The organism is Bacillus mycoides, assembly GCF_000832605.1.
Classification (GTDB): Bacteria; Bacillota; Bacilli; order Bacillales; family Bacillaceae_G; genus Bacillus_A; species Bacillus_A mycoides.
In genome coordinates, this window is sequence record NZ_CP009692.1 from 3,496,059 (window position 1) to 3,521,366 (window position 25,308).

Here is a 25,308-nt window from a genome sequence, read left to right on the forward strand (position 1 = left end):
TTAACGGTTTCCCAAATATCCTTCTATTTTCAATATTTATATAAATCCATACTAAATAATCCCATTTTCCACCAATGTCTCTGCGATTTGAACTGAGTTCCAAGCAGCACCTTTTAATAAATTATCAGAAACGATCCAAAGATGGAATCCTTTTGATGTATCAGGATCTTTACGTATCCTACCTACAAATGTATCTCTTTTACCCTCTGCATATAATGGCGTTGGATAAATTTGTTCACTAGGATTATCTTGTAAAATAACACCTGGTGCATTCAGTAGTACTTCTTTAATTTCTGCAACGGTCGCTTCTTTTTCAAGTTCAATATAAACTGATTCAGAATGCCCCGATACAACTGGAACTCTGACGCAAGTAGCTGCCATTTTCAGATTTGGATCTTCTAAAATTTTCTTCGTCTCTTGAATCATCTTTACTTCTTCGAATGTGAAATCATTGTCTGTAAATATATCCACTTGCGGCAATACATTAAATGCAATTGGATAATGTTTTTTATCTTTTTTCACTGGTAATATAGTGCTCTTCACTTCTTCACCTGTAAGCATTGACTTAGCTTGTTCTTTTAATTCATGAATCGCATGAATTCCTGAGCCTGATACGGCTTGATACGTTGAAACAATAATTCGTTCTAAACCAAATGATTTTCGAATTGGCTGAAGAGCTGTTACCATCTGTAGTGCTGAGCAATTCGGAACTGCAATGATCCTTTTATGTTCCCTTAAAGTATGTGCATTTACTTCTGGAACGACGAGTGGTACATCGTGTGCCATTCGGTATTCACTTGTGTTGTCAATTACGATTGCACCACTAGAAACTGCATGATTTACATATTGTCTAGAAACTTCTCCCCCAGCGCTAAAAAAGGCAATGTCTACACCTTCAAAACTAGTTGATTTTGCCTCTTGTATTTTAATCTCTCGTCCTTTAAATTGTACTATCTTACCAGCAGATCGTTTTGACGAGAGTAATGTAATTTCTTCTATATTAAATTTCGTTACTCTCTCTAACAATGCAATGATTTTTTGCCCTACTGCGCCTGTAGCTCCAACTACAGCTACATGATAGCTCTTTTCACTCATTTTTTCTCCTCCAATTTCAATTGAATGAATTTCTCCACAACTTAATTTTAAAAGAAATTTAATGATTTGAAAAATTGAAATACATGATATAATCATTCACAAATCATGATAATAAAAGAGGTATCATTTATGGAAATGAGACATGTTAAAACATTTTGTGCCATTGTTAAATATGGTAGCTTTTCTAAAGCTGCTCATGCATTAGGTTATGCGCAATCTACTGTGACAGCCCATATTAAAGCATTAGAGAACGATTTAAACATTCCCCTATTCGATCGATTAGGAAAAAAAATACTTCTTACAAAAGCAGGTCATCAATTTCATCCGTATGCATTAGAATTACTTACTATTTATGATAAAGCGCAAGAAATCCCTCAAAACAGTGACCATTTAGAAGGAACATTGGCTATTACATCTAATGAATCATTGGCAGTGTATCGGTTACCACAATTATTACGTACTTACAAACAGGAAAATCCGAAAGTAAATATCGTACTTGAGACAAATACCAATGAGCAAGCATTGAAAAAATTACATGAAGGAGAAACCGATGTTATCTTCATAATTGGAGAAAGTATAGAGCATAATGATTTTATTACGTGCAATTTATGTAATGAAACATTTGGATGGATTTTCCCTGCTCATTTCCCTTCAAACACTGATCCACTCCTTTTATTACAAGATACTCAATTTATATTTACAGAACAAAGCTGTGGCTATAGACCAATGGTAGATCGTTTTTTACGTCAAAGCGGAAGAAATCCTAATAAAACATTTGAGACTTCCAATGTTGAAGTCATTAAACAATCCGTTATGTGTGAGTTAGGAATTTCTATTCTCCCTTACATCGTTGTACAAGAAAGTAATCAAAAAGAACAACTCTGTTTTCAGCCCATCGAAACTTCAGCCGTCATTCAAAGCCACGTAATCTATCATAAATCTAGATGGATATCCCCAGTTTTGCAATCGTTTCTTACATTATTAGAGAGAATAGAAAAGTAAGCGAGTAATTACAAAAATGAGTAACTGCTCTAAAAAGCAATTACTCATTTTTGTTAAAACATTTGTGTTCATAACAATACAGGTGTTTCAAAATCAATATGTATATTATTTATTAGCTTGTACCTCACCTGCAATTAATTTACTACCTGAATATGTACCTTTTTGTATAAAAACTTGATTAATTAATTCTTTTTGCTCCTTTTCTGACATTACTCCTTTCCCTTCTCCTAAATTCCCACTTTGTAATTTCCAAATCTTGTTGTGGTCCACATCAACCTTTTCATATTTTCCTTGTTTCCATCGTTCTAAAATATCCACATATGTACTTTTTTGTGCAACATCATTACTATTTATAATTTCAAGTAAACTTTCAATACGTTCTTGTGTAATAAAAATATAGCCCCATTTTTGATCAGCTTTCGCTTTTTGATGTGCCATTTCATGTAATGCTGTCTGTATGTTCTCATCTGTCCATTTGAAGTTTTTATTAAAACCACTATTCGGCAATGAATAATTTCCATTTTCTAATATCTTTGCATCTTCGGCTTTTACATTACTATCAGCTAGCACTTCTACTGCCGGAGCGGCTGGTGATGCCTTTTTCGCAGCTGGTTTACTATTATTCAGATAATACAGCATACCATACGTTACACCTACCCCGATTACCGCCATACCAGCTATAATTCCTATGATTTTAAATAATGTTTTCATCTTGCTTGTTTCCTCCCAAATATCTCTGTTCTTACTACCTCATTATTTCTTATATAAAACAGTTCCTTCATTCAAAATAGTTCATCCCATCCCCTATCATATTATTTATATATATTTCCTTATATTATATTTCTTTTTTCGTGAAATTGAAAGATTATTCTGTTAAAAAATAAAGATATTCTACAAAATTTTCCTTTATATTTATATGGAAACAAAAAAACAACGAGCGCCTTCTAAAACACTCGTTGTTTTTACTTTATGCACGATTTTCTTTTAACCACTCCGTAATAGCATCTAACCTCGAAACATCAAAACGTCTTTCTTCACATACTTTTAAGCTGTTTAAACTTTTCACAATTTCTAATTCATTCGACTTTATACTTTTTGCTTCAATCAATTTACAGTACCCGTCTGTGACGGTATTGAGATTTTCATAATAACGCTGAAATGCTTTAGATATATGTAAATGTTTTTCAAAGTTTCTTCTTTTTTTCGTCCCATCAAACTCTTTCCGTTTTCTAAGCTCTTCATCACTTGTATATAAATAAAAATATTGATCTGGAAAACCAATTTCTCTATTTATCATCTTTTCTTTATAAAAGTTTTCTATTAAAGATAACGGCTGATTAAATATATCAAAACGAAAACACCAATTATAACTAAGTGGCTGATATATATCCCCATCGAGTATTACTAATTCATATTGCTGAGACTTCTGTATTGCTATTTTCCAGCGCTCTACTTGTTTTTCAAAATACCATGTTCTATGTTCATTTTTTGGTCTTTCAAATAATAGATTAACTTCAGGTATAATAAATGCACCGTAATTTTTTTCTAATTCACGACATGTTGTACTTTTACCAACAGCGCTCGCTCCCTCAAACGCTACAATCCCCATATTTTCTCCCTCTTTCATTAGCTAATATCTCGTTGTTTCACTTTTCGCCCCCATAACTGTTTCCATAAAACGATTGAAGCGATAGAAAGCATTATTGTTGTAATGATACTACCTTCAATACCAAATGAGCCTCCATGAAGCACTTCTGACCCATTTGTTACAGGTTTAAATAGTGGTGTTGAATATATCGTCATGCCACTAACTGCAAAACCATAGACATTATATTGTGCCCAATTCCAAATGGAATGCCATGCACAAATCCCCCAAAGACTACTGTCCTTTAATACGTAAAAAGCTGCAAATACACCAACTAATATTATATTCGATATTGAAAGAATTGTAATACCTGGATTAAGTAAATGAAGAAAACCAAATAAAAAGGACGTCACTATAATCCCAACCCATATACGACTTCTAACAGAAATAACTGGAAACAACCAGCCTCGTACAATAATTTCTTCCGTTGCACCTTGTATTAAAAAAGCAATTAAAGATCCTACAATACCAAATATGGCGGTTGCCGTAATTTGTTGCATTTGTAGTTTTACAATACCTGTTAATACAAGTACAATTACTGGTATTGAAATGAAGACAAATCCTATTAACGCACCTCTCAAATACTGTCTCATCCATTGCACTTTCCAAAAACCAATAGATGAAAATGACCTTTTCTCTACAAACCTAATCCATAAAAAAATAAAAAATATAGCCCCACCAAACGTTAATATCATCTCAATATTACTATAAATTGCCTTTACAAATGATGTATCTGCTTTCGGTAAAAAAAGCATAAACAACATGAAAAATTCACCTAAAGTTAAAAATACAATTGCAAGTATAACAGCGAAAATAGGATGAACTTTTCTTCTTCCTTCTTTTGCTGCTTCAATTATTTTAAATTGTTTATTTAGCAATATTCTATCCTCCTTATTATTGTAATCATCTGTATTCTTAAAATATATATCGTTTCCCTTAAACATATTTTTTAAAATAAATGATTTCTGTTTGGAATAAATTCAGATTAGGAATAATATATAAATAAAAGAGATGTCTTCGTGCCTTTTACCAGTATCACCCAATTCATTCACTGGTATTACCAGCACTTGCTATTTCCCACCATTTGTTGTAAGATAGTAATTAAGGTCAATTTAGCACTATACTTTCTTTGCATATTATCAAGTATCAATCAGGAATATTTTGTACTCCTTATGGATTTTTGATAATATGTGAACTTTTATTTTCAATCGAATAAGGCCGATCATATTGTAATCTTTTTAAATTTTAGGAGGCATTACCATGACATTAACAGGTAAAGTAAAATGGTTTAACAGCGAAAAAGGTTTCGGTTTCATCGAAGTTGCAGACGGTAGCGACGTATTCGTTCACTTCTCAGCTATCACTGGCGACGGCTTCAAATCTCTTGACGAAGGTCAAGAAGTTAGCTTCGAAGTTGAAGACGGTAACCGTGGACCTCAAGCTAAAAACGTTGTAAAGCTATAATTCAATCAATAAAAAGGTTGTTACCAGCTCGGTTAACAACCTTTTTAATATATAACTAAAAATTTTTACATAAAAGGAGTGGTTACATGTATCGCAATCGAAAGAACGATGTAGCAGAAGTACCACCAGAACAAACCCCTGTTTGGGAATGTGAATCAGAGGATTGTTTAGGATGGATGAGAAAGAACTTTTCATTTGAAGAAGAGCCTAAATGCCCTTTATGTAAAAGTAGTATGAAAAGCGGAGAACGTTTATTACCTAAAATAGGTTGATTTTTACAAGCCCCTCTTATTTTAAATAAGAGGGGCTTTTTTATTAATAATGAATATCCTCTACATCTGTTCGTACAATAGAATACATTAATGCATCGTGTTGTTTATTTCCTTGATGAATGTATCCACGTAACAGCCCTTCTTGTTGAAAACCTAATTTAGATAACATATTACACGAAGTTATATTTTCAGGATATGTAATAGCTCCAATTCTAAATAAGCCTAAATCTCGAAATCCATAAGTAATAATTTCTCGAGCAGCTTCAGAAGCATAACCATTCCCCCAATAACGAGGATGCAAATCATATCCAATCTCTGAGCGTTTACTCCAAAGTTGTAAATTATTTAATCCAATTGTTCCTACTAAATTATTTGTGTCTTTTAATACAATCCCCCAACGCATTGCCTTTTTCTCAAAGTAATTTTTTGAAAAAGATTCAATCATACGTGAAGCTTGTCCAAACTCAGTAAAAGAATTCATACCGTAATAACACGTTACCTCATCTAATGAGAATATTTCATATATTTTTTGACAATAAGATTGTTCTATTTCAACTAAGCGCAAGCGTTCTGTTTCTAACATAGGAAATACCATAGGATCACTCCTTTCTCTCTACTCATTTATTATAGCAGAAAAAGTATTTATAATTAGGAAAGTCCTTAATGTCCCACAAATCAAATATTTCTAGCGATGTTTATCCTATTAATAATATATAACTTCGTTGTATTTATTAATTCCCCTCTAAAAACCACCCCTAATTTACACCCTCTCATGTTAAAATATAGAAAAACAGTAAATATTTCTTACGGAGGTACTTAAACTTTATGTATATTTTCATTGGCTTATCCCTCTTGCTCATTTTACTCATTTTTTTATTCGCAAAAAAATTCACACCAAACTCATTTATGATGACAAGTTTTAAAGGAAATAGCTTTAAGACATTTTCAGTTGGTATATTAATCGCTGCCACACTCTCTCTTTCATACGGAATGTATCACGCAGCAACATATCAACCTAGATATTTAGATATTAAATTGCAAAATCAAAATTTCACTGTTTTTGGTAATGTTGGTGAGTTTGGTTATTTCTCAGAAGAATTACTAAAAAAAGATGCAGAAGTTGAACTGTATTTTGTCTCTTGGAAAACAATACAATTAAATAATCCAGAAATAATAGTAGACTACCCTTCAGGCAAACAGGAAACATGGAAGCCTAATATAACATTAATTCCTACAAATAATTTAAAAGAAAAACATAGTATTAAAGAACTTTATCGGCTCTCACCGTATTCCTTTGAAGAATCTGGAAAAATAACATTAACTATTAAAGAGAATAAAGCCAATCATAAAAAGATTGTAATTAATATTAAATAATTACAAATAAAATGTCCCTCCATTATGTTGGAGGGACATTTTATTTACATATGTATTCAATATTATTATTTTGACTGTTCATTCAATGTCGTAATTATTTCATTGGCAGTATTCTTTCCGTTTCCAATACAAGCACCAATTCCTACACCGTAATATGAAGCACCAGCTAAGTATACATTAGGATAAAGCACGGCCAATTTTTCTTGTAATGATTGAACAGCTTGATTATGTTCTAAATGATATTTCGGCATTAAATCTTTCCAATTTGTAACTTCAATTACTTCCGGTTCACCTTTAATTCCGAGGCTCTTTTCAATATCATATAAAGCAACTCGTACTAATTCTTCTTCACTATAACTTTTGATCGTTTCATATACTGGATTAGTGCTCTTATAAAACATTCTTACTAATAGCTTTTGTTTACCAGATGTATGTTTCCACTTCCTGCTTGTCCATGTGCAAGCATCACAATGTAAATCACTGTTTTCCGTTACGATAAAACCTGTGCCGTCAGCCGGTAGTTGTTCATCTAGTATGTCAAAACCTAAGTAAATACTTATAAGCGATGAATTTTTAAATTTATTAAAATGCTCATTTAACTCATTAGACTGTAATAACGTTTGTGCGATATCATGTGGAGCTGCTAAAACGACATAATCAGCTTGTATTGTCTCATGATTTGCAAAAGAAACCTCATACCGATCCCCTTTTTTACTTATCACTGTTGTTACAGCACCTTTATTAATGACAGTCTCCGTCAGCACTTCTTCTAAGCGATTAATAATCGTAGATAGTCCACTTTTAAATGATACAAACTTTTTATTTCCTGCTGACTGAAATTGTTTTTTATTCTCTTCAAAACCTTTAATAATACTTCCATATTTATTTTTATACTCAAGTAAATATGGTAACGTAGATGCCATTGTAAGCTCCTTCAATTTACCAGAATATACACCTGAAAGCACAGGTGCAATTTGTCTTTCCACTAATTCTTTCCCTAAAAAGCTTTCTAAAAATACAGCAAGTGATGTATCCTTTGTAAACTCCTTATTTTTCGTAATAAAATCTTTTAAAGCAACGATTTTCCCTTTTTTTGAGACTAGCGTACTGCTAAATAATGATTCAACACTCATAGGAATCCCAAATATAGTGTCAGCAGGAATTGGATGTAATATGTTATCAGAGTATATGTAAGAAATACCTGTTTCGTTATATACCATTTCATTTTCTAAATTTAAATCTTTTACAAGCGGCAAAACATGTTCATTACGAGCTACAATAGAATCTGCTCCAGATTCCATAATAAAATCATTTTCTTCCACACTGTGGATTTTACCACCTAAATACTCTTCTTTCTCAATAAGGATTAAATTTAAATCTATATTATAATCCTTCTTTAATTTTTCTAAATAAAACATAGTAGAAAGTCCAGTAATACCTCCACCGATGACAACGACTGTTTTCATATTTGCTGCGCCCCTAACCGATACAATTAATAATTCCTTTATTATTATAACCAAAAATTATCATAGTCGACTAGCAGCTTGCGCATTCTGTAAGAAATTAGACAATATATATGAATAAAAAAGAACTATAACATATTCAACTCACGTCATAGTTCTTTCTATTTTAAAAACATAAACCAGTTTATTAATTTGTCAATTTCTTGGCTGAGTGCTATTACTTTTTCATGTTGAAGTCCATAATTTGAGACTAGATTCAATAATTCTTCTTTTTTCAATTCAATTATTTTTTCTAACTTCACTAATTCCATATCGTCTTTATTCGCTCCAATTTCAAAATATATGTATTTTAGTATAGCCTACTTACATAATAAGTAAAAGTCTCATGCTAATGTAAAATCTTACATATTTGAAAAAACAATATACTACTAACAAAAAAAGAGACTTAAACTAAGCCTATTATTACAGGTCATTATAATTTTCTACCATTTTTTATAAATATGTTAGTTTATGAATGTGTACCATTTACTATTAATTTAAAGTTAGACACTTTTACTCATTAATAATACAACAGAATTTCTCAAATGTTTTATCTTTATATTCTGGAACCCTTGTTAAGTGATCAAAATAGCTATATGAAAATTTAAATATGTGCCCAAAATCCCAATTAAATTCGCTGTAGTCTTTAAGCCAGAATGCATTATCTAGCGGAAGTGTATCAACTTGTTTTGCTTTTGTAAGAGGTAAACGATCTACAGGAGAATTCAATATTATTTGGGCATTCGGCATTAAATTGCGACTTTTTCTAAGTACATAAACTAGCTTTAATAGTGGTTTTATTCCTCGTTGAAATAATTCTATATGCCCTAAGTCATATAATATATTAATCGCATGTGAGAAGGTAAGCATATGACCAATTAAATCTTGATGTGATTCTGCCTTATATATAACATTAAATTCAGATAATTCATTTAAAATAAATTCAGATAATTGCTTTGGGTTTTTAATTTCGCTTTGAATCTCCTCATTATTTATAATTAGTTGCTTTACTTCTTTAGTTGTAAAACCAATCCAAGATCTACCGGGAATTGTTTTTTGAAACGATAATATAAGGTTTGCTATATTATTAATATCTTGCTCACTCCCCCAATGACTTAACTCCTTAATGGCTAGTAAACTTAAAGAAGCGTAAATTACATTATGACCAACCCAATGGAGTTCATCAATCGTTTGTTCCAAAGATTTAATTATCGTTTCTTCAGCACTTTGATAATCGACACCTTGTTTATTATCAATTGTTTCGCCTAACCTTTGCTTATGGAGCATCATTTTCGCTTGAGAATAAATGTTACAGGCAGTTTTTTCATCAATGTTATTGTTTTTCGTAAAAAAATAACTAGCAATGGCAGCTGCTCCGAAATGTGCATGCCAAATATCATTTGTTTCTTTTTTACATTGAGATATAATTGAAAGCCCATCTTTTAATACACTTATATTTTCCATCTCTCTTATCCCCTCTAAACCCTAATAAAAATGGTTTTTTAGCATCTACAAAGTCGGCAAAAAGCCAGGTGAAAACTCTTGAAAAGTTTCCTCCTTTACAGTTATAAATTAAAATTGCCCCTGTCGCTCAACAAGAATTAAATTTGCTTCTAATAATATTTTGAGATGATACTTATTCATCCCTAATGCAGTCTCAATCTTCCACAATTGTGATTGTTTTGATTATGAAATACATAACGAACAATTTCTCGTTTTACTCCTGCCAAAGCCTTAAAAATTTCCACTCTTTGTTTATCTGAATTATTTGGTTTGATAGTCATGGAACTATCTTATTTTTTTGTCAAATCTCTCATCTTCTTAAACATACAAAGTGAAAATCAAATGTGTATGTATTTATAGATAGTTGTTTTATTATACACGCGAATCTTTATGTAATTGATACTTTCTATTATGTTACCACTTAGTATGTATCCTTAAGCTACTTCCTTAGCTTAACGAAGGTGTTAATACAAATAAGATGTGATTCATTTCATCACTCTTATTCAAAAATCTATGTTTCACGTTCGGTGGAATACGCACAACATCTCCTTCTTCTAAAAAATATTCATTCCCTTCCAATTCCACATACACTTCCCCTTTCATTACAACTGCAATTTCTTCCTTATCTTCGTGGGAATAGTGACTTTCTGTTGTATTTGCATATCCGTTTAAATCCATCATTAACATTTCAATGCGAGCTTTCATAAAATCTGGTGTTAACACATCATAAACAATATGATCATTATTTTCTCGATATACTTTTTTCCGATCTTTCTTCTTAGAAATAAGTGAGTCTGTATCGATATCATTAATAAAAAGAGTAAACAGCGGTACATTTAATGCTTTCGCTATTAATTCCAATACATTTAAAGAAGGATTGGCATGTCCTCTTTCAATTTGACTAATAAGTGAAGTACTGATTCCTGCATAATCAGCAAATTCACGAATTGTCATATTATTTTTCTTACGATAACTTAAAACAGTTTGACCTAGCCGATAATGAATCATTGTTACAACTTCCTTTCGTCCATCATAATACATCTTTTGTCCCTTTTGTGCTGACATACTAAACAGTGGCAATTAATCCTTCCTTATTTCATCTTAGGCTTATATACTAACTTTTGTACATTATATTATATACAGTTCATTATAATAAACAACCAATCGGAGGGACAAACTTTGAAATCACCTATTCTTTCATATTTCATCTTATTTTTCGGCGTGTTCGCCTTATCTACTTCAGCTATCTTCGTAAAAATAGCCGATGCCCCTGCAGCAATCACTGCTTTTTATCGATTATTGTTTGCTACGGTAATTCTTTTACCGTTTCTAATATTTAATACAAACAATCGAAGCGAACTTCGCTCATTATCAAAAAAGCAATGGGGATTTGGACTCTTATCTGGATTATTTCTAGCAGCTCATTATGTACTATGGTTTGAATCATTACAGTATACTTCCATAGCAAGTTCTACAGTTATCGTAACGTTGCAACCTTTATTTTCAATGGTCGGTGGTTATTTTTTATTTAAGGAACGGTTTACGAAAGGTGCGATTATAGGCTGCCTTATTGCAATTTCAGGAAGTATCGTGATTGGGTGGCAAGATTTTCAAATTAGTGGCGAGGCTTTATACGGCGATATTTTAGCTTTTATTGCTGCTGGCGTCATAACAGCTTACTTTTTCATTAGTCAATATGTTCGTAAAGACCTATCCCTAATACCGTACTCGGTAATTAGTTATGGCAGTAGTTCACTCTTTCTCGGTATATTTGCTTTCACACAGCAGTCATCTTTCTTCAATTACACTGCACAAACATGGTGGTCCTTTATAGGTCTTGCATTCATTGCAACGATTTTAGGACAAACAATTTTTAATTGGTTATTAAAATGGATGAGCGCTACTGTTATCTCGATGAGTATTTTAGGAGAGACAATTGGAACTTGTATTTTAGCCTATTTCATTTTAGATGAAACAATTTCTTTACAGCAAGGACTAGGAATTCTACTTATTTTCATTGGATTAGCATTATTTTTATTACAACCGAAACAATCAAATCACAATTTATAAAGTGAAACTTTAATCAGTGGGGGTTTTGTTCATCCCCCGCTGATTATTAGCCTTCACCAATAGGGCGTTTACGGACAGTTTTTCTCCCTCATAACTTCTTTGATCCAGCCAAATTTTGAGATGAGAGTTTTACTGCCGACAAATAGCGGGATAAACAAGAAAAGCATGACATTAGTTTGCCATGCTTTCCTTGTTTATTTATTATTGCGGAGATTGTTCCACCTGCTTTTGCTTTAGCCTTTGCTCCAATACATGAATCATGAAGAGGAAATGCTCTGCCTCTCTTGTAACATGATCAGCAAGCAATGGATTTATGACATTTCGGATTTGACATGTTTGAATTAACTCTAATCCTGCTTTTTTGAAATCCCTTAACTCAACAGTGGCATTTTCACTATCTTTATTCATTTTTCTTATAATCGGGTATGTCGGTTCTTTTTGATATAACATCGATTCAACATCTCTAGCTTGGTTAAGCAAAATTTCGAAATCATCACCGAATTTCAACGCTGTATGAAAAAGATTTCTTTCCGATTGATCCAGTAATGATCCAATAAAACGTGAGTGTTCCATCATAATTCGTAACCAGAAAACATTCTCGCTAATAATCGCATCTTGAATAGGATCCATCTTGCCTTCATTAAACTTTTGAAGTGTCCGCATAAAATATTCCGCTTCTCGTGCAACATGATCCACTAAAAGTGGAAAATTAAACCCTTTCACTTTACAATTGATGATTAAAATTAGTAAGTTTCTTTTATAATTACGAAAAGCATACACTAACTGAATACTCTCTTCATTTAATTGCCTTACCGCTTGAACAGTTTGTGGAATAGTAAATGCTTTTTGCAGCTGCCTATCAAACTGATTATAAAACTGTTCTACTTACTGAATTAAATTTTTATCGTTACGATTAAACCCCTCACCAAGAAACAAAGCATGCTCTTTCATAATACGTAACCAAAATCTATTTTCAGTTATAGATCGTTCAATAAATAATTGTTCTGTTAATGATTCAGATGGAGCTGCTTTCAATTCCGGTGGCAACAGCATAGCTCGCTGTGGGTCCATAATAAAATGTCCAGGAATAGGTTGGTCTGTCGACATTACAATCACTCCTTGTTCCTGGAATGCTCAATTATACTATGTATGAAAATAAATAAAATTTAAATATACTTATGCAATCGTTTTTTCAAGGTTTTTGAAATTTCCACATATGCATTCCCCTTGCACATAGAAATAGATTCTATTAAGTCATATGCTTTCCGGATTGAGATGATTCCTAATGCTTCATCCTTTAAAACATCCTTTAAATAAAAATTGTTCTTTATTTTTAATAAACTGAAAAAAGCATGGCGTCCTTTTGCCATACTTTTTTCAAAACAAATCGATATTTCTGTTCAATTTACACCCCTATTTATTATGTACAATCAAACCATTTGGTCTAAAACGACTCATCATGATTTCGTTAACAAAATTCCCATGAGCCTTCAAATTCCCAACCTTTACACCCTCTTCGATAAATCCAAATTTTTCATATAATACTTTGGCTCTAGGATTCGTTTCTAATACACCAAGTTCCACTCGTTCTAACATTAGCCAATTATCAGCTAAATCAAGCATTTTTGTAAGAAGTGCTTTTCCAATTCCTTTATTGTGATACTCACTATCTACTCCGATGAATAAATCACCCGAGTGAGATCTTCGCCCTGGACTTTGGGTTAAACCGACAAATCCAACAACTTCTCCATCATATTCTGCTACAAATTCAAATTGATTCTGTGCTAAATTTCGAATTCTATTCTCCATTGCATCTACACGCATACTAGGTAAGAAAACCATATAAGGTAAAACATCATCTTGTATGCATATACGATGAATTGCTCTAGCATCTTGTATTTCTACTGCTCTAACGTTAATCTCCATCTTTCTCCCCTCCATTCAAATATTCATATTCTAATATCCCATATTAAAATCCTGCCAACCCTTATTTCTTTGTGTTATTTTTATATAATTATTTCGATATAATATTCGCTTTTTGAACATCATCTCTTATATTCCCTCTCGTTCAAAATGAAAAAATCACTTAGAATATGCTAAGTGATTTTTTATTTAATTTTTCACCCTATTATACAACTCAAGCAGTTCTTCTACTGAAATACCATTTATTTTCATACCGGTAATATCACAATTTTCTATTTCAATATTTTTCAGATTACTACTACGTATTGTAGTACTTTCCAAATCACATCTATCAAATGAAATAGGATCTTTATCCTCTCCAAGGCTTGTATCTCTAAATTGAACTCCACCTAAAGTCACAAAATTAAATTTACTGCCAGAAATATTTAAATCTGCATATGAGGAATTTCTAAAATTAATATTTCTAAAGGTTGATTGACTTATATTACAATTACTCATATTCATATGCATTATATTACTACCAACAAATGCACTATTTTTTAAATTTACTTGATAATATTCTGTATTAACCAAATTACAGTTTTCGTATTGACCATTTTTCATATCTTTATTTTTAATTAGGTTCTCTCCAACTGCATCTACATTTTTTCTTTTTACATAGCAATACTCATCTTCAGATTTAAAAATTATTTCATAGCCCATTTTTTTATAAAAATGATGATTATTAATTTGTCTACTAGATGTTTCAAGATCCCAAATCCTTATGTTCGGAAATTTTTCTTCTATTAACTTAATAACCCGCGATCCAATTCCTTTTCCTTGAAGAAAAGGCTCTACAAAAATACGATCGATTCTTCCGTACGATTTACCAGAGATCGTAACTATAATTCCCCCGATTACTTTTTCATCCATTATCACTTTGTAAGTATCCAATTCTTCAATTGAATATTTCATCATTTCAACTGAAGAATATCCTGGCGGTTGAATGTTATAATCAATTACATCACCTTGGCCGTATAACCATCGCTTTGCTTCTTCATCAAATGTTCTTTTCATTATTTCTGTTAACTTTTCAGCATCTAAAATTGTAGCTTTTTCTATAGATATTATTGTCATTTTTGTTTTCCCCTTCATTGTTATAAACCGATAACTTTTGTGAACGATATAGTTATTAATTTACTTTTGTCTTTAATATTTTTCCCATTATTACATATGGGGCATCACTTTTACTTGGGTGAAATGGCTCTAATACATCCACCCAATCCAATCTTTTATATAAAGAACGCGCTTTTTCATTGTTTATTTGTGTTGTTAAAATACTCGTTCTATTTGAAATCCCTTCTAATAATTCATTATGTAATTTCATTCCAAGACCTTCATTTCGATATTGTGGGTGAACTGCTAACTCTACAAATTCAAAACAATCTTGTAACCATTCGTCTGCTTGTTCTAGATTTAACGCTTCTCTCATTAATTGATTATAGTACTGCCCTTCTAATGAGCGATAACCATAAGTAAAACCAACTACCTCATTTTCATCATTTATTGCTACTATACCTTTAAAATCTGCATATTCTATATGTCTTTTCATTCTCTCAATCATTTCAGTAAAATTTGTTTTCTCAAATGCTTTACAATACAATTTTGCCATATTATTAATTAGGATTTCATCTTTTTCAATACGTATGAATTTCACTTTACTTTCCCCCTATTAAAACATTTGAACCCTTAAATAATTATAAAATAAAGAAATTTAAAGCTAATCACTCTCTTTACTATTAAACTACAAATCAACCTATATTTTCCACTGTTACTTAATATGAATGAATAAAAAGAAGAGAACATGTAATATACATATGTTCTCTTCTTTTTATTTTAACGCTTATTCATTTTCAATTTTATATAATTAATAATTAGATATTACTTAAGCCACTCGTTACAAGTATTAGCTAGCTCCTGTAAATCCTCTATAAATCGACTCGCATGATATCCATCACAAACCGCATGATGTACTTGCAATGAAACAGGTAGCATAACCCTGCTTCCATCATTGAAATATTTCCCACAAGTAATAATTGGTAATAAAGAATCACCATCATTATTAATATTTAAATTAAATCCTGTAAAACTAGTCCAAGGTATACCAGAAATCGGAAAAATATTTGGCGGAATATTTTCTTTCGGGAAGAAACCATGAACATTAGCATAACATCTCATATCCTCTTCATAGTTTTTATAGAAAATGTGGAAATCGCTAGAATAATCCGTCCATATACTTGAAAAAGATTTATCATCTTTATGAAAGATTGTATAACTAGGTATCATTTCCTCCCAATACCCTAAAACTCCTTCATCATTAAAACATGTTCGAAATTCTGTATGTTTATTTATCACTCTAGAAATTACATAAATAGAAGTCGGATAAAATTTAATTTCCTTTTGATGTATTTCCTCTAGCATCATCGTAATATCAACATTCGCTGTCATACTAAACGAACACTTTAATTTTAAATAATGTTCAAAATACTGCTCTCTATTCCAATTTTCTCTGTCAATTACATGAAACTTCATTTTAATAGCCTCCTAAAATTTTATTTTTATTTTAGAAGGCTAACTTTCTTGTTTTCACCACACTTGTTCACTCCTTACAGTTTAAATTTAATACTAAGCTTTTTATTTAACTATATAACATCTGCAGAAATTCGTTCACATATTTCTGGAAATCCATCCACATACTATTAATAAATCAAATGACGTTTGGAGGATTCAAACATGAATGACAAAAATGTAAATAAAAAAGAAAATGTTATCGAAAACACTACATCTATTCAAAATAATAATACTGCAAATCTTAATATCGAAGAACAAGCAATGAACGGCTTATATGGAATGCCCGAAACAACCATTGAAGATGCTGATCACGTTGTAACTGATGATTTGACTTCAAAAAATTAATGAACTACATAGAAAAGAGCCAAGGAAAATATCCTTGGCTCTTCTCTATTATATATCCAATTTTTTTACTTTTTCTCTCTTTTTAGAAAGTTTCCCTGGCCAAAAAGCAAAGCGGCCTAAAACGACTGTAATCGCAGGTACAAGCAGTGGTCTTACAATAAATGTATCTAGCAATACACCGATTGCTGTCACAATACCGAATTGAACTAAAACTTGAATTGGCAATGTACCTAATACTGCAAATGTTCCTGCTAAAATTAAACCTGCGGATGTAATTACACTACCTGTTTGTATAACACCATTTTTAACTGATTCTAAATGATTTTGTTTCTTTTTATTCTTCCATATTTCTGAAACCATAAAGATATTATAATCTTCCCCTAAGGCAACTAAAAATACGAATGCATATAACGGTATCGCACCTTGTATCGCGGGAGCTCCCATACCGAAATGCAGTAAAATCCAGCCTGCTCCTAATGCAGAGAAGAAAGATAAAACGACAGTTACAATTAAGTAAATCATCGCAACGATTGAACGTAAATACACGAGTAAAAGTAAAGCGATGATACTAATCATAACCGGAATAATAACCGCTTCATCCCGTTCAGTAATTTGCTTTGTATCATATAAGGAAGCTGTTTCTCCGCCAATCCATAAATGATTCTCAGCTTGACTAATTCCTTCATCTTTTAATACCTTTTCTACACTATTTTTCAATTTAGGGATTTGATCTAATGCTTCAATTGAGTATGGGTTTTCCACTAAAGAAACTTCATACATTTGCAATTGATTATTTTCTTTTCCCTTCATTGGCTCTTTCACTTTATTAACAAAAGATAATTTCTCTATTTCTTGTTTAATAGGTAAATCTTTTCCCTTTGAATCAACTACAATCTTTACTGGCGCTAATTCTCCAGCTGAAAAATGATCCGTAATTAATGTAAATCCTTCGCGTGATGGCATATCTTTCGGGAATGATTCTAATAAGTCGTACGTGTATTGAATACGCGGTACAAATGAAGCCAAGCCTCCTAATAAAAATACGGTTAGCATAATAATTGTCCACGGTTTACGTACAACAATATCCCCAAGTTTTTGACTAAAGAACCCTTTAGTATTTTTTACTTTTACTACTTTCTTTTTCTTTCTTGCAAACTCTTCATTCATTTCAGCTGTTCTCGGTATGAACGGGAAAAATGCAACTCTACCGAAAATTAATAATAATGCTGGAAGAATAGTTAAAGCAGCGATTCCCATAATGAAAACAGCCACACTAAATGGAACTGCGAATCGATGAAAAGCTCCATAATGAGCAAGTAATAACGTTCCTAACCCTAATACTACAGTAAGTGCACTCATTATAATTGCTCCACCTGATGCTTTTATCGCAAGTTGCAATGCTTTATACTTACTTTCTTCTTCTAGCAAGTACTCTTTATATCTTGAAATAAGAAATAAACAATAGTCCGTTCCTGCTCCAAACAGTAAAACAGTCATAATCGATATAGCCTGTGCATCTACTTTAATCCATCCATTGTCTGCTAAAAAGCCCAGTGTCGGACTGATAATTCCGTATGCAAAACCAACAACGAGTAAAGGTAAAATTGCTAAAATTGGTGAACGGTACAGTAAAATTAATAAAACCAATACTAGTAGTACAGTAGCAACTAATAATTTCACATCAGCTTGACTAAATAAACTTACCGCATCCGTTTGAATACCTACAGGTCCAGATAATCGAACATGTAAACCAGAGTCGGTAATTTTTTGTTTGAACGGATCTTCATCCACTTTACTATTCACTATTTTTCGTAACTCTTCTAAATTACCTTTTAATATATCCGTTCCAGCAGATTTATTAAAAAATATTGGTGTGACAAATGATGTACCATCTTTTGATCCACTTTTTGATAATACTTGCTCTGGAATTGTATCAAATGGTGGTAACAATGATTGTTCTTTTAAAGGGTCCGTTTTTAACTCTTTATAAACGTCCTGTATTAATTTGTAGTCTTTTGACTCTAATCCACCATCCCGATGCCATACAACTAACAACGGGTTTCCTGCATTATTAGGAAATTCTTTTTTCATAAGTGCTTCAGCTTGCTGTGACATAGCTGTTTCAGGTAAATTTTTCGGATTCGGTTCTTTCGTACTGTTTACTTGTGGTAACGTAAATGAAAGTACTAATGTAATAAGAATCCATACCGATAAAGTTATCCATTGCGTATTCTTCCCTGCTACAAGCCTCCCTAACATATGTAACGGGTGCTTTTTCATAAAACCCCACCTTCCTTTTTTCCTCCAATATTAATTATATATACTGGTCGGTTAATTAATCAAGAATGATTAAAAAATTATGTTATAATTATCTCAATAATAAATGTCAGGAGCGAATGTATTTGGATCAAAAACAACGTCCTCTCGGAAGGCCTCGTCAAAATAAAAATACAAAGTCTACAAAAGAAATCATTTTAGAAGTTGCAACTAGGTTATTTCTCACTCAAAGTTATCAAGTTGTTTCAATGGATGAGGTCGCGAAAGAATGTGGAGTTACAAAAGCAACTGTCTACTATTACTACTCAACAAAAGCTGATCTATTTACCGCTACTATGATTCAAATGATGGTGCGCATAAGAGAAAATATGGATCAAATACTCTCTACGAATAAAACTTTGGAAGAAAGATTATTGAACTTTGCTACAGTATACTTACACGCAACGATGGATATTGATATGAATAATTTTATGAAAGATGCAAAACTTTCTTTATCTGAAGAGCAATTAAAGGAATTAAAAAATGCCGAGGATAACATGTATGAAGTGTTGGAAAAAGCGCTAGATAACGCAATTCTCCTTGGAGAAATTCCTAAAGGAAATCCTAAATTTGCTGCCCATGCTTTCGTCGCTTTATTATCAATCGGGAATTTTAAAGATGAGAATCACAATCCTACTCTTGCAAATATAGATGAATTAGCAAAAGAAATCGTTTCGTTTTATTGGAATGGATTAAGTCATCAAAATTAAATTGATTATATTTAATAAAGAGCACATTTGAAATTCCTTCAAACATGCTCTTTATTAATTTAAGGGTTTTATTTATATACTAGCAATTAAATTATACTTTAGCACTGATTAACAAAAAATTCTTATCTATAGCTCTTGAATTTGTGCATTTATATTCCCCTTACTTAATCCACCATGGTAACAAACTACAGAATCAATTTCTAGATTTAAATACTTCTTCAAAGAATTTTGCGCTTCTTTTATATCCAAAGTAGTTGGGGCATGAATTCCACCTAAAATTCCGTTTACGCTATACATTGAATCCCCAGCGATAAGAGTTTTACTTTGTCTCAAATATAAACTAATATGACCAGGAGTGTGCCCTGGGGTATGAATAATAAGAATACCACCGCAATATGGAAGTTCTTGGCCGTCAACCAAAGTATCATCCACTTTTCCTTTCGGAGGATTCTGTACTTGTGCATCCTTCAACAAAGGTAACTCCCCCTCGATATACGGCTTATCTAGATCGTGAGCATAGACTTTTATATTACTTCCACAGTTTTGTAATAGTTCAGGAAGACTACCTATATGATCTATATCTTGATGCGTCAAAATCACGGCTTTTAGTTTATCAAACGATACTCCAACCTTCCCCATCTCTATTCGTATATCTTCAATTTGTCCAGGAAATCCAGTATCTATTAAAACTGCCATTTCATCATCCCATAAAAGAATTGGGTGAATAATATACTCTTGAAATTCAAGATGTAACATCTCTACCCCTTTAGCAATCTCCATAACATTATTCTCCTTTATAACGAAATTTTTGAAATCTAAAAATTGGCCTGATAAACAAGTAATTCTAAATTACAAAGCCCCGCTATCGTTTAATATGTTTCGTCATACCAATCGAAAATCCCTCAAATCCAATTGATTCATAGTAAGATTTTAAATCTTCAACACACATAAGTTGTGGAATAACTCGTTTTTGTTCACAGTGCCGGATTAATCGTTCCACTATTTCCTTTCCAACGCCCATGGACTGATACTCTGGCATTACACATACACCGCAAATAATGCCCGTTATTACACCATCTGATATTACTCGTCCCATCCCAATTAATTGTTGCTCTTTAAAAGCATATATCACATACCAACTTTGTTTACACATTTGCTCTAACTCATTAACCGATAATTCAAGAGAATTCCATCCTAAAGATTCATACATAGTTAATAATTCATTGAAATCTTTAGGGGGTTCAATCGTGTAATTTAAAATAGTTTTCATGTAAATACTCCTTATCATCCTTTTTGTTTTTATTCCATAAAATTTTTGACCGTCGTTAAACTGACTAGAACAATACTTCAATAAAAAAAAATGAAACTCCTTCTCTTTAAAAACATAAGCTTAATAAGATTGGTACCATATATATTTCTCTATTTAATATTTGTTTAATATTTGTTTAATATATCAACTAATGGTGAGTATAAAATATATACATTTCAACCATCACCAAATACTGAATCTAAATTACAATTATACGAAAAAGAAGATATCTCATCTTTGTGAGATACCTTCTTTTATATCAATCCATCATTATATTATCAACCAAAAATCATACAGCTACATACGATAAGAACAAACAAAACTAATAAACTATTTGAGAAATAACCCATAGAATACTACCCCTTTATTTCATTATGTAAAAGATTTTACCATAAAATTATTAATAGTATAATGACTGAAAAAGACATTGGCTTCATTAGTTTTTTATGTATAAAGTAATATTTTATAATCTTTCTACTCACCGCTCATAAAAAACTTTAACTTTTCCTCTACTGCATCTCTCACGATTTAAATAACATTGATATTAGTAAATAAACAATTACTAATATCAATGTTATTATTTGATTTTAAGTAAAAATAGTAATAAAATAATTACTAAATTGATAAAGGACACGAAAAATAATGACTAATAAAGAATTAATAAACGAATACATGAATTTATTATTAAATATGTCAGGTACTTTCAAATTATTATCAGAGAAATCCACTGAATTTACACATTTAGAGCAACACATAGTTGAGTATATTGCCCAGCAAAAAGTCGCTGTAAATTTAAAAATGATTGCTAGTTATTTAAACATACCTAAACAACAATTAAGTGTAACCGTTCGTAATTTAGAGCAAAACGGATACATTGTAAAAAAACAAGATACAGTAGATAAACGAGCTGTTTTAATTTCCTTAACAGATAAAGCTGAAAAAGTACATTATGAAAGATGGAAACAAATTTATAATAATTTCACTAGTAATCTTGAAAAACTCAGTGAAGAAGATCAACGTGATTTAACTTACGGACTGTATAAAACAAATAAAATGCTATCAAAAATGCTAAATAACGACTAATCATATATATATGATATTTTTTTATTATTAAATGGAGGACGTTTCATGGTTAAAGAAATAGATTTACAATCAGTTCAAAGTACTATGCTTATTCCACTATGGGGACGAGCATATGGTAGTGAGAAAAACAAGGATATTTTAGATGATACGGAAGCTATTCGGATTATTAAAGAATGCGACTTTGATTTCTCTAAAATAGCAGATACATTTGGCGAATATGGATGTATCACTTACATTACCCGTGCAAGAAAAATAGACGATACTATTAAACAATTTATTAGAAAACATCCGAATGCTACTATAGTAAATATCGGTTCTGGACTAGACACTACTTTTTCAAGAATTGATAACGGTACCCTACAGTGGTATAACCTTGATTTGCCTGATGCGATCGCTTTCCGCAAAACATTAATTGAAGATACACCACGAAATATAAGCATTGCCAAATCATTTTTTGACACTTCTTGGTTCAACGATATAAAATATGATCCAAAAGACAGTATTCTTTTTATATCAGCAGGTGTGTTTTATTACTTTAAAGAAGAAGAACTGAAGGAGATATTTGTCGCTATGGCAAAACGTTTTCCTGGAGGAGAGTTATATTTTGATGCCGAATCAAAGTTCGCACTGACACTTTCGAATGCTACTGTAAAAAAATCTGGTAATAACGGCGCTATGATGTATTTTTACGTAAATAATCCAAAGACAATAGAAAAGTGGTCTTCTAACATAAAAATATTAAGCTGCTCCCCTTTCTTTAAACATATACCTACAAATAAAGATTGGGATGGAAGTACACGAATTATGATGCGGATTGTAAATTTAATAAAGATGTTGAAGTTCGTTCATATACGGTTTGAAAAATGATAAATCTATAGCTTATATATTAATCATATATAAAAGAAGACCTCGATTTTATTAAATTCATATAATAATCTATAGGATAGTTAGTCCATTATGAGGGCTAACTATCCTTTTTTATTTACATAATGAATGAAATAAGTAAACAATAAATATTTAGTTTAATCAGTATAATAAAGATATATAACTTGAAACGTTCGATTGGTTTTTGGGGGAGGGCATAGCCTCGGTGCGAAGGCAACACTCCGCTTTCGAGGACATGCTTCAGTTATAGTTTGTCACTATTTGAATTATAAATCAGTTATTTTATCTTTATCTGGATTCTTGCCCAAACTAATGACCTCTTCTCCTTTTCAATAGTTTCGAGTTAGGTCCGGGATTTCTAAAGGTCGCGTACGTTCCAAACAATCTCACCGCGCTCGTCCCACGTACTGTGATGCCTCTTAAATCCTATCTTTTCTAACACCCGGAAGGACGCAACATTCCAAGCGCCTACAGTCGACCAAAGTCTGTGGCGCCCCGTAGCAATCGCAGCGTCCAGCACAACAGATGCTGCCTCAGTCGCATAGCCTTTGCCATGAGCACTGCGGAACAACTCGTATGCGATCTCCGGCTCTTCCAGTGTGGAACGACCGATAATCAAGCCACAGTATCCGATGAAATCACCTTCGTCTCGTCGGCGAATAGTGAGAAGGGAAATGCCATTTTCGCCTGCTCTCTTACGCATCTCTATAAGCATGCTACGAACGGCGTCAAGGGTTGGCATATCCACACCACGTTCGCCAATTAATTTTCTCATCCAGACTGAATCGGATTCCTCCCACATACTCAGATCAAGTCGTTCAGTTTTCAGCTGGAACTCCATAGCTTTAAATAAAGCTGTCATAGTGGAAACCTCCTAGTTATGTCACTGCACTCATAATATAATGTACACCATCTTCCAACATGTACTGAATCACTTATTTTCTCTCCTTATCGCTCATTTACTACCACCTAAATGTATATGTTCTAATTATTAACACCTTTTTCCTTTAAATTCTTTAGGCCCTATCCTCATTTATAGTAATAGCTTTCTTATTCGAAAAAAAATTTTTAAAAATTCCTACCCCTACAATTAATAGACCTATACCAATTAATTTATTTATTTGTATAGGTACTCTCTCCATTCCAAACAATCCAAATGTATCAACACATAATGCAACAACTAATTGAGTAATAAGGCTAATGAGCACCGTATAAGCTGGACCTAAACTCTTTATTGCACCCATTATACAAATAATTAATCCGATACCAAACAATCCACTTATATAAAATAAATAATTTGCAGTATAAAAGTTAACGCTTATACTTTTCTCTGTAATGATATGAAATAAAACAGAACTTATGAGACCTATTCCAAGAACACATGCAGTTGTTAACCACTGTCCTACAATTTCATTCACTTTCGTATTAAAAACAGATTGTAAGCTAATTAATATTCCAGCTAATATAGCTAAACTAAATCCAATCATAACCCTTCTCTCCCTTTCATTACTCATATATATTATCTTTAGCAACTTCCTTCATTCTAGAAAAATCTTTAATTACAATAACTCCATTATTCTTTTCAATTAATTTTTCACTATAAAATTTTTGTAAAACTCGAATTACATGCCTATAACTTACACCTATAAAATCTGTAATACTTGATACAGAAGTTGAATCTAAATCCTCTTTATACATATTCCCATTACTATCCGTTGAAATCGAAAGTAAATAACTAGCTACACGTACTTCTACCGGATAAAGTAAATTTAGAGCTGTAAAACGAGTCGATATTTTTAACGTGTTCGCAATGTTTTCAAGCAAGAACTTCATAAATATAGGATCATGTAATAACTTATTTCTAATAACTGTATTAGAAATGGAGATTGCTACAACATCTGAACAAGCTTCAACAACATTATGTGCTTTGCTATTTTGTATTAATTCAATATCACCAACAATTGCTAATGGATTGATAAAGCGAAGGATTAGTTTCTTTCCTTCTGGTGTAATCGTGTAAACTTTTACTTTTCCTTTAATAACAAAATATAAACGATGAATTTCATCATCTTTATCGCAAATAAGCTTGCCTTTTTCAAAATGATTTACTTGAAAATTGTCAGTACTTATTCCTGAAAAAATTTCAAGTATATTATAAGCTTTCAAATATTGAATAATTAAGTCTGATTTATTATCCACT

Annotated in this window: 28 protein-coding genes and 1 pseudogene; 9 read left to right on the plus strand and 20 right to left on the minus strand. The window is 31.9% G+C overall.

Annotated features, from left to right (window positions below):
• Window positions 1-51: 51 nt before the first annotated feature.
• Complete coding sequence (locus BG05_RS19760) at window positions 52-1,095, minus strand: aspartate-semialdehyde dehydrogenase (protein ID WP_002168402.1); 1,044 nt, start codon at window positions 1,093-1,095, stop codon at window positions 52-54.
• A 129-nt stretch (window positions 1,096-1,224) separates the two neighbouring features.
• On the opposite strand from BG05_RS19760, the gene BG05_RS19765 reads away from it, so the two are divergent.
• Window positions 1,225-2,097 (plus strand): LysR family transcriptional regulator, encoded by an 873-nt coding sequence (locus BG05_RS19765; protein ID WP_003189181.1) that lies wholly within the window; start codon window positions 1,225-1,227, stop codon window positions 2,095-2,097.
• 105 nt (window positions 2,098-2,202) lie between these two features.
• On the opposite strand, the gene BG05_RS19770 is transcribed toward BG05_RS19765, so the two are convergent.
• The 3 genes from BG05_RS19770 to BG05_RS19780 all read right to left on the minus strand — a co-directional run bounded on the left by BG05_RS19770 (window position 2,203) and on the right by BG05_RS19780 (window position 4,620).
• Window positions 2,203-2,808 (minus strand): PRK06770 family protein, encoded by a 606-nt coding sequence (locus tag BG05_RS19770; RefSeq protein ID WP_002127350.1) that lies wholly within the window; start codon window positions 2,806-2,808, stop codon window positions 2,203-2,205.
• Window positions 2,809-3,064: 256 nt separating this feature from the next.
• A complete protein-coding gene (locus tag BG05_RS19775; RefSeq protein WP_003189178.1) occupies window positions 3,065-3,724 on the minus strand; it encodes a nucleoside/nucleotide kinase family protein in 660 nt (219 codons plus the stop codon).
• Window positions 3,724-4,620: a CPBP family intramembrane glutamic endopeptidase gene (locus BG05_RS19780; protein ID WP_002127344.1), complete on the minus strand. Its 897-nt coding sequence runs from the start codon at window positions 4,618-4,620 to the stop codon at window positions 3,724-3,726. The genes BG05_RS19775 and BG05_RS19780 overlap by 1 nt, the downstream gene beginning before the upstream one ends.
• 382 nt (window positions 4,621-5,002) lie before the next feature.
• On the opposite strand from BG05_RS19780, the gene cspD reads away from it, so the two are divergent.
• Both cspD and BG05_RS19790 read left to right on the plus strand, forming a co-directional pair.
• Complete coding sequence (gene cspD, locus BG05_RS19785; protein WP_002012849.1) at window positions 5,003-5,206, plus strand: cold-shock protein CspD; 204 nt, start codon at window positions 5,003-5,005, stop codon at window positions 5,204-5,206.
• Between the two features lie 86 nt (window positions 5,207-5,292).
• Entirely contained in the window at window positions 5,293-5,478 is a 186-nt protein-coding gene (locus BG05_RS19790) for a cold-shock protein (RefSeq protein WP_000286202.1), read from the plus strand.
• A 43-nt stretch (window positions 5,479-5,521) separates the two neighbouring features.
• On the opposite strand, the gene BG05_RS19795 is transcribed toward BG05_RS19790, so the two are convergent.
• Window positions 5,522-6,073, minus strand: coding sequence for a GNAT family N-acetyltransferase (locus BG05_RS19795; protein ID WP_002031946.1), 552 nt, complete (start codon window positions 6,071-6,073; stop codon window positions 5,522-5,524).
• Between the two features lie 230 nt (window positions 6,074-6,303).
• Between BG05_RS19795 and BG05_RS19800 the strand changes: the two genes are divergently transcribed.
• Window positions 6,304-6,852 (plus strand): hypothetical protein, encoded by a 549-nt coding sequence (locus BG05_RS19800; RefSeq protein WP_003189172.1) that lies wholly within the window; start codon window positions 6,304-6,306, stop codon window positions 6,850-6,852.
• A 65-nt stretch (window positions 6,853-6,917) separates the two neighbouring features.
• Here BG05_RS19800 and BG05_RS19805 read toward each other — a convergent pair whose 3' ends face one another.
• The 4 genes from BG05_RS19805 to BG05_RS19820 all read right to left on the minus strand — a co-directional run bounded on the left by BG05_RS19805 (window position 6,918) and on the right by BG05_RS19820 (window position 10,922).
• Window positions 6,918-8,318, minus strand: a complete 1,401-nt coding sequence (locus BG05_RS19805) for a protoporphyrinogen oxidase (RefSeq protein WP_002168406.1) — start codon at window positions 8,316-8,318, stop codon at window positions 6,918-6,920.
• 158 nt (window positions 8,319-8,476) lie between these two features.
• A complete protein-coding gene (locus tag BG05_RS19810; protein WP_002012842.1) occupies window positions 8,477-8,626 on the minus strand; it encodes an aspartyl-phosphate phosphatase Spo0E family protein in 150 nt (49 codons plus the stop codon).
• Between the two features lie 241 nt (window positions 8,627-8,867).
• A complete protein-coding gene (locus tag BG05_RS19815; RefSeq protein WP_002168407.1) occupies window positions 8,868-9,818 on the minus strand; it encodes a hypothetical protein in 951 nt (316 codons plus the stop codon).
• Window positions 9,819-10,304: 486 nt separating this feature from the next.
• Window positions 10,305-10,922: a helix-turn-helix domain-containing protein gene (locus tag BG05_RS19820; RefSeq protein ID WP_002031957.1), complete on the minus strand. Its 618-nt coding sequence runs from the start codon at window positions 10,920-10,922 to the stop codon at window positions 10,305-10,307.
• 114 nt (window positions 10,923-11,036) lie between these two features.
• Here BG05_RS19820 and BG05_RS19825 point away from each other — a divergent pair, with 114 nt between their 5' ends.
• The gene (locus tag BG05_RS19825; RefSeq protein ID WP_003189166.1) at window positions 11,037-11,927 is read left to right on the plus strand and encodes a DMT family transporter; all 891 of its coding nucleotides are present in this window, start codon (window positions 11,037-11,039) and stop codon (window positions 11,925-11,927) included.
• Between the two features lie 201 nt (window positions 11,928-12,128).
• On the opposite strand, the pseudogene BG05_RS29950 reads toward BG05_RS19825, so the two are convergent.
• From BG05_RS29950 to catA, 5 genes and pseudogenes are all read right to left on the minus strand, one after another.
• Window positions 12,129-13,034: pseudogene (locus BG05_RS29950) on the minus strand (DUF2935 domain-containing protein).
• A gap of 306 nt (window positions 13,035-13,340) precedes the next feature.
• Window positions 13,341-13,853 carry a GNAT family N-acetyltransferase gene (locus tag BG05_RS19840; RefSeq protein ID WP_002168410.1) on the minus strand — a complete coding sequence of 171 codons (513 nt, stop codon included), beginning with the start codon at window positions 13,851-13,853 and terminating at the stop codon, window positions 13,341-13,343.
• Between the two features lie 186 nt (window positions 13,854-14,039).
• Entirely contained in the window at window positions 14,040-14,984 is a 945-nt protein-coding gene (locus BG05_RS19845; RefSeq protein WP_003189157.1) for a GNAT family N-acetyltransferase, read from the minus strand.
• 37 nt (window positions 14,985-15,021) lie between these two features.
• Entirely contained in the window at window positions 15,022-15,546 is a 525-nt protein-coding gene (locus tag BG05_RS19850; RefSeq protein ID WP_002141727.1) for a GNAT family N-acetyltransferase, read from the minus strand.
• A gap of 224 nt (window positions 15,547-15,770) precedes the next feature.
• On the minus strand, window positions 15,771-16,421 hold the full coding sequence (gene catA, locus BG05_RS19855; protein WP_002127330.1) for a type A chloramphenicol O-acetyltransferase: 651 nt from the start codon (window positions 16,419-16,421) through the stop codon (window positions 15,771-15,773).
• 201 nt (window positions 16,422-16,622) lie between these two features.
• On the opposite strand from catA, the gene BG05_RS19860 reads away from it, so the two are divergent.
• Window positions 16,623-16,805 (plus strand): DUF4021 domain-containing protein, encoded by a 183-nt coding sequence (locus BG05_RS19860; protein ID WP_002012828.1) that lies wholly within the window; start codon window positions 16,623-16,625, stop codon window positions 16,803-16,805.
• Between the two features lie 48 nt (window positions 16,806-16,853).
• On the opposite strand, the gene BG05_RS19865 is transcribed toward BG05_RS19860, so the two are convergent.
• Window positions 16,854-19,085 (minus strand): MMPL family transporter, encoded by a 2,232-nt coding sequence (locus BG05_RS19865; protein WP_003189151.1) that lies wholly within the window; start codon window positions 19,083-19,085, stop codon window positions 16,854-16,856.
• Between the two features lie 122 nt (window positions 19,086-19,207).
• Between BG05_RS19865 and BG05_RS19870 the strand changes: the two genes are divergently transcribed.
• A complete protein-coding gene (locus tag BG05_RS19870) occupies window positions 19,208-19,831 on the plus strand; it encodes a TetR/AcrR family transcriptional regulator (RefSeq protein WP_002127328.1) in 624 nt (207 codons plus the stop codon).
• Between the two features lie 126 nt (window positions 19,832-19,957).
• Here the strand turns inward: BG05_RS19870 and BG05_RS19875 are convergent, their stop codons facing one another.
• Window positions 19,958-20,611, minus strand: coding sequence for an MBL fold metallo-hydrolase (locus BG05_RS19875; RefSeq protein WP_002012823.1), 654 nt, complete (start codon window positions 20,609-20,611; stop codon window positions 19,958-19,960).
• 82 nt (window positions 20,612-20,693) lie between these two features.
• Window positions 20,694-21,101, minus strand: coding sequence for a GNAT family N-acetyltransferase (locus BG05_RS19880; protein ID WP_002127326.1), 408 nt, complete (start codon window positions 21,099-21,101; stop codon window positions 20,694-20,696).
• A gap of 681 nt (window positions 21,102-21,782) precedes the next feature.
• Here BG05_RS19880 and BG05_RS19885 point away from each other — a divergent pair.
• Together BG05_RS19885 and BG05_RS19890 are read left to right on the plus strand one after the other, a co-directional pair.
• Window positions 21,783-22,223, plus strand: coding sequence for a MarR family winged helix-turn-helix transcriptional regulator (locus BG05_RS19885; protein ID WP_002127325.1), 441 nt, complete (start codon window positions 21,783-21,785; stop codon window positions 22,221-22,223).
• 45 nt (window positions 22,224-22,268) lie between these two features.
• Window positions 22,269-23,090, plus strand: a complete 822-nt coding sequence (locus BG05_RS19890; RefSeq protein WP_002189563.1) for a class I SAM-dependent methyltransferase — start codon at window positions 22,269-22,271, stop codon at window positions 23,088-23,090.
• Between the two features lie 376 nt (window positions 23,091-23,466).
• Here the strand turns inward: BG05_RS19890 and BG05_RS19895 are convergent, their stop codons facing one another.
• From BG05_RS19895 to BG05_RS19905, 3 genes are all read right to left on the minus strand, one after another.
• On the minus strand, window positions 23,467-23,970 hold the full coding sequence (locus tag BG05_RS19895; protein ID WP_002012819.1) for a GNAT family N-acetyltransferase: 504 nt from the start codon (window positions 23,968-23,970) through the stop codon (window positions 23,467-23,469).
• Between the two features lie 154 nt (window positions 23,971-24,124).
• Entirely contained in the window at window positions 24,125-24,595 is a 471-nt protein-coding gene (locus BG05_RS19900; RefSeq protein ID WP_002127321.1) for a DMT family transporter, read from the minus strand.
• A gap of 19 nt (window positions 24,596-24,614) precedes the next feature.
• Window positions 24,615-25,307: a Crp/Fnr family transcriptional regulator gene (locus BG05_RS19905; RefSeq protein ID WP_002127320.1), complete on the minus strand. Its 693-nt coding sequence runs from the start codon at window positions 25,305-25,307 to the stop codon at window positions 24,615-24,617.
• Between the last annotated feature and the right edge of the window lies 1 nt (window position 25,308).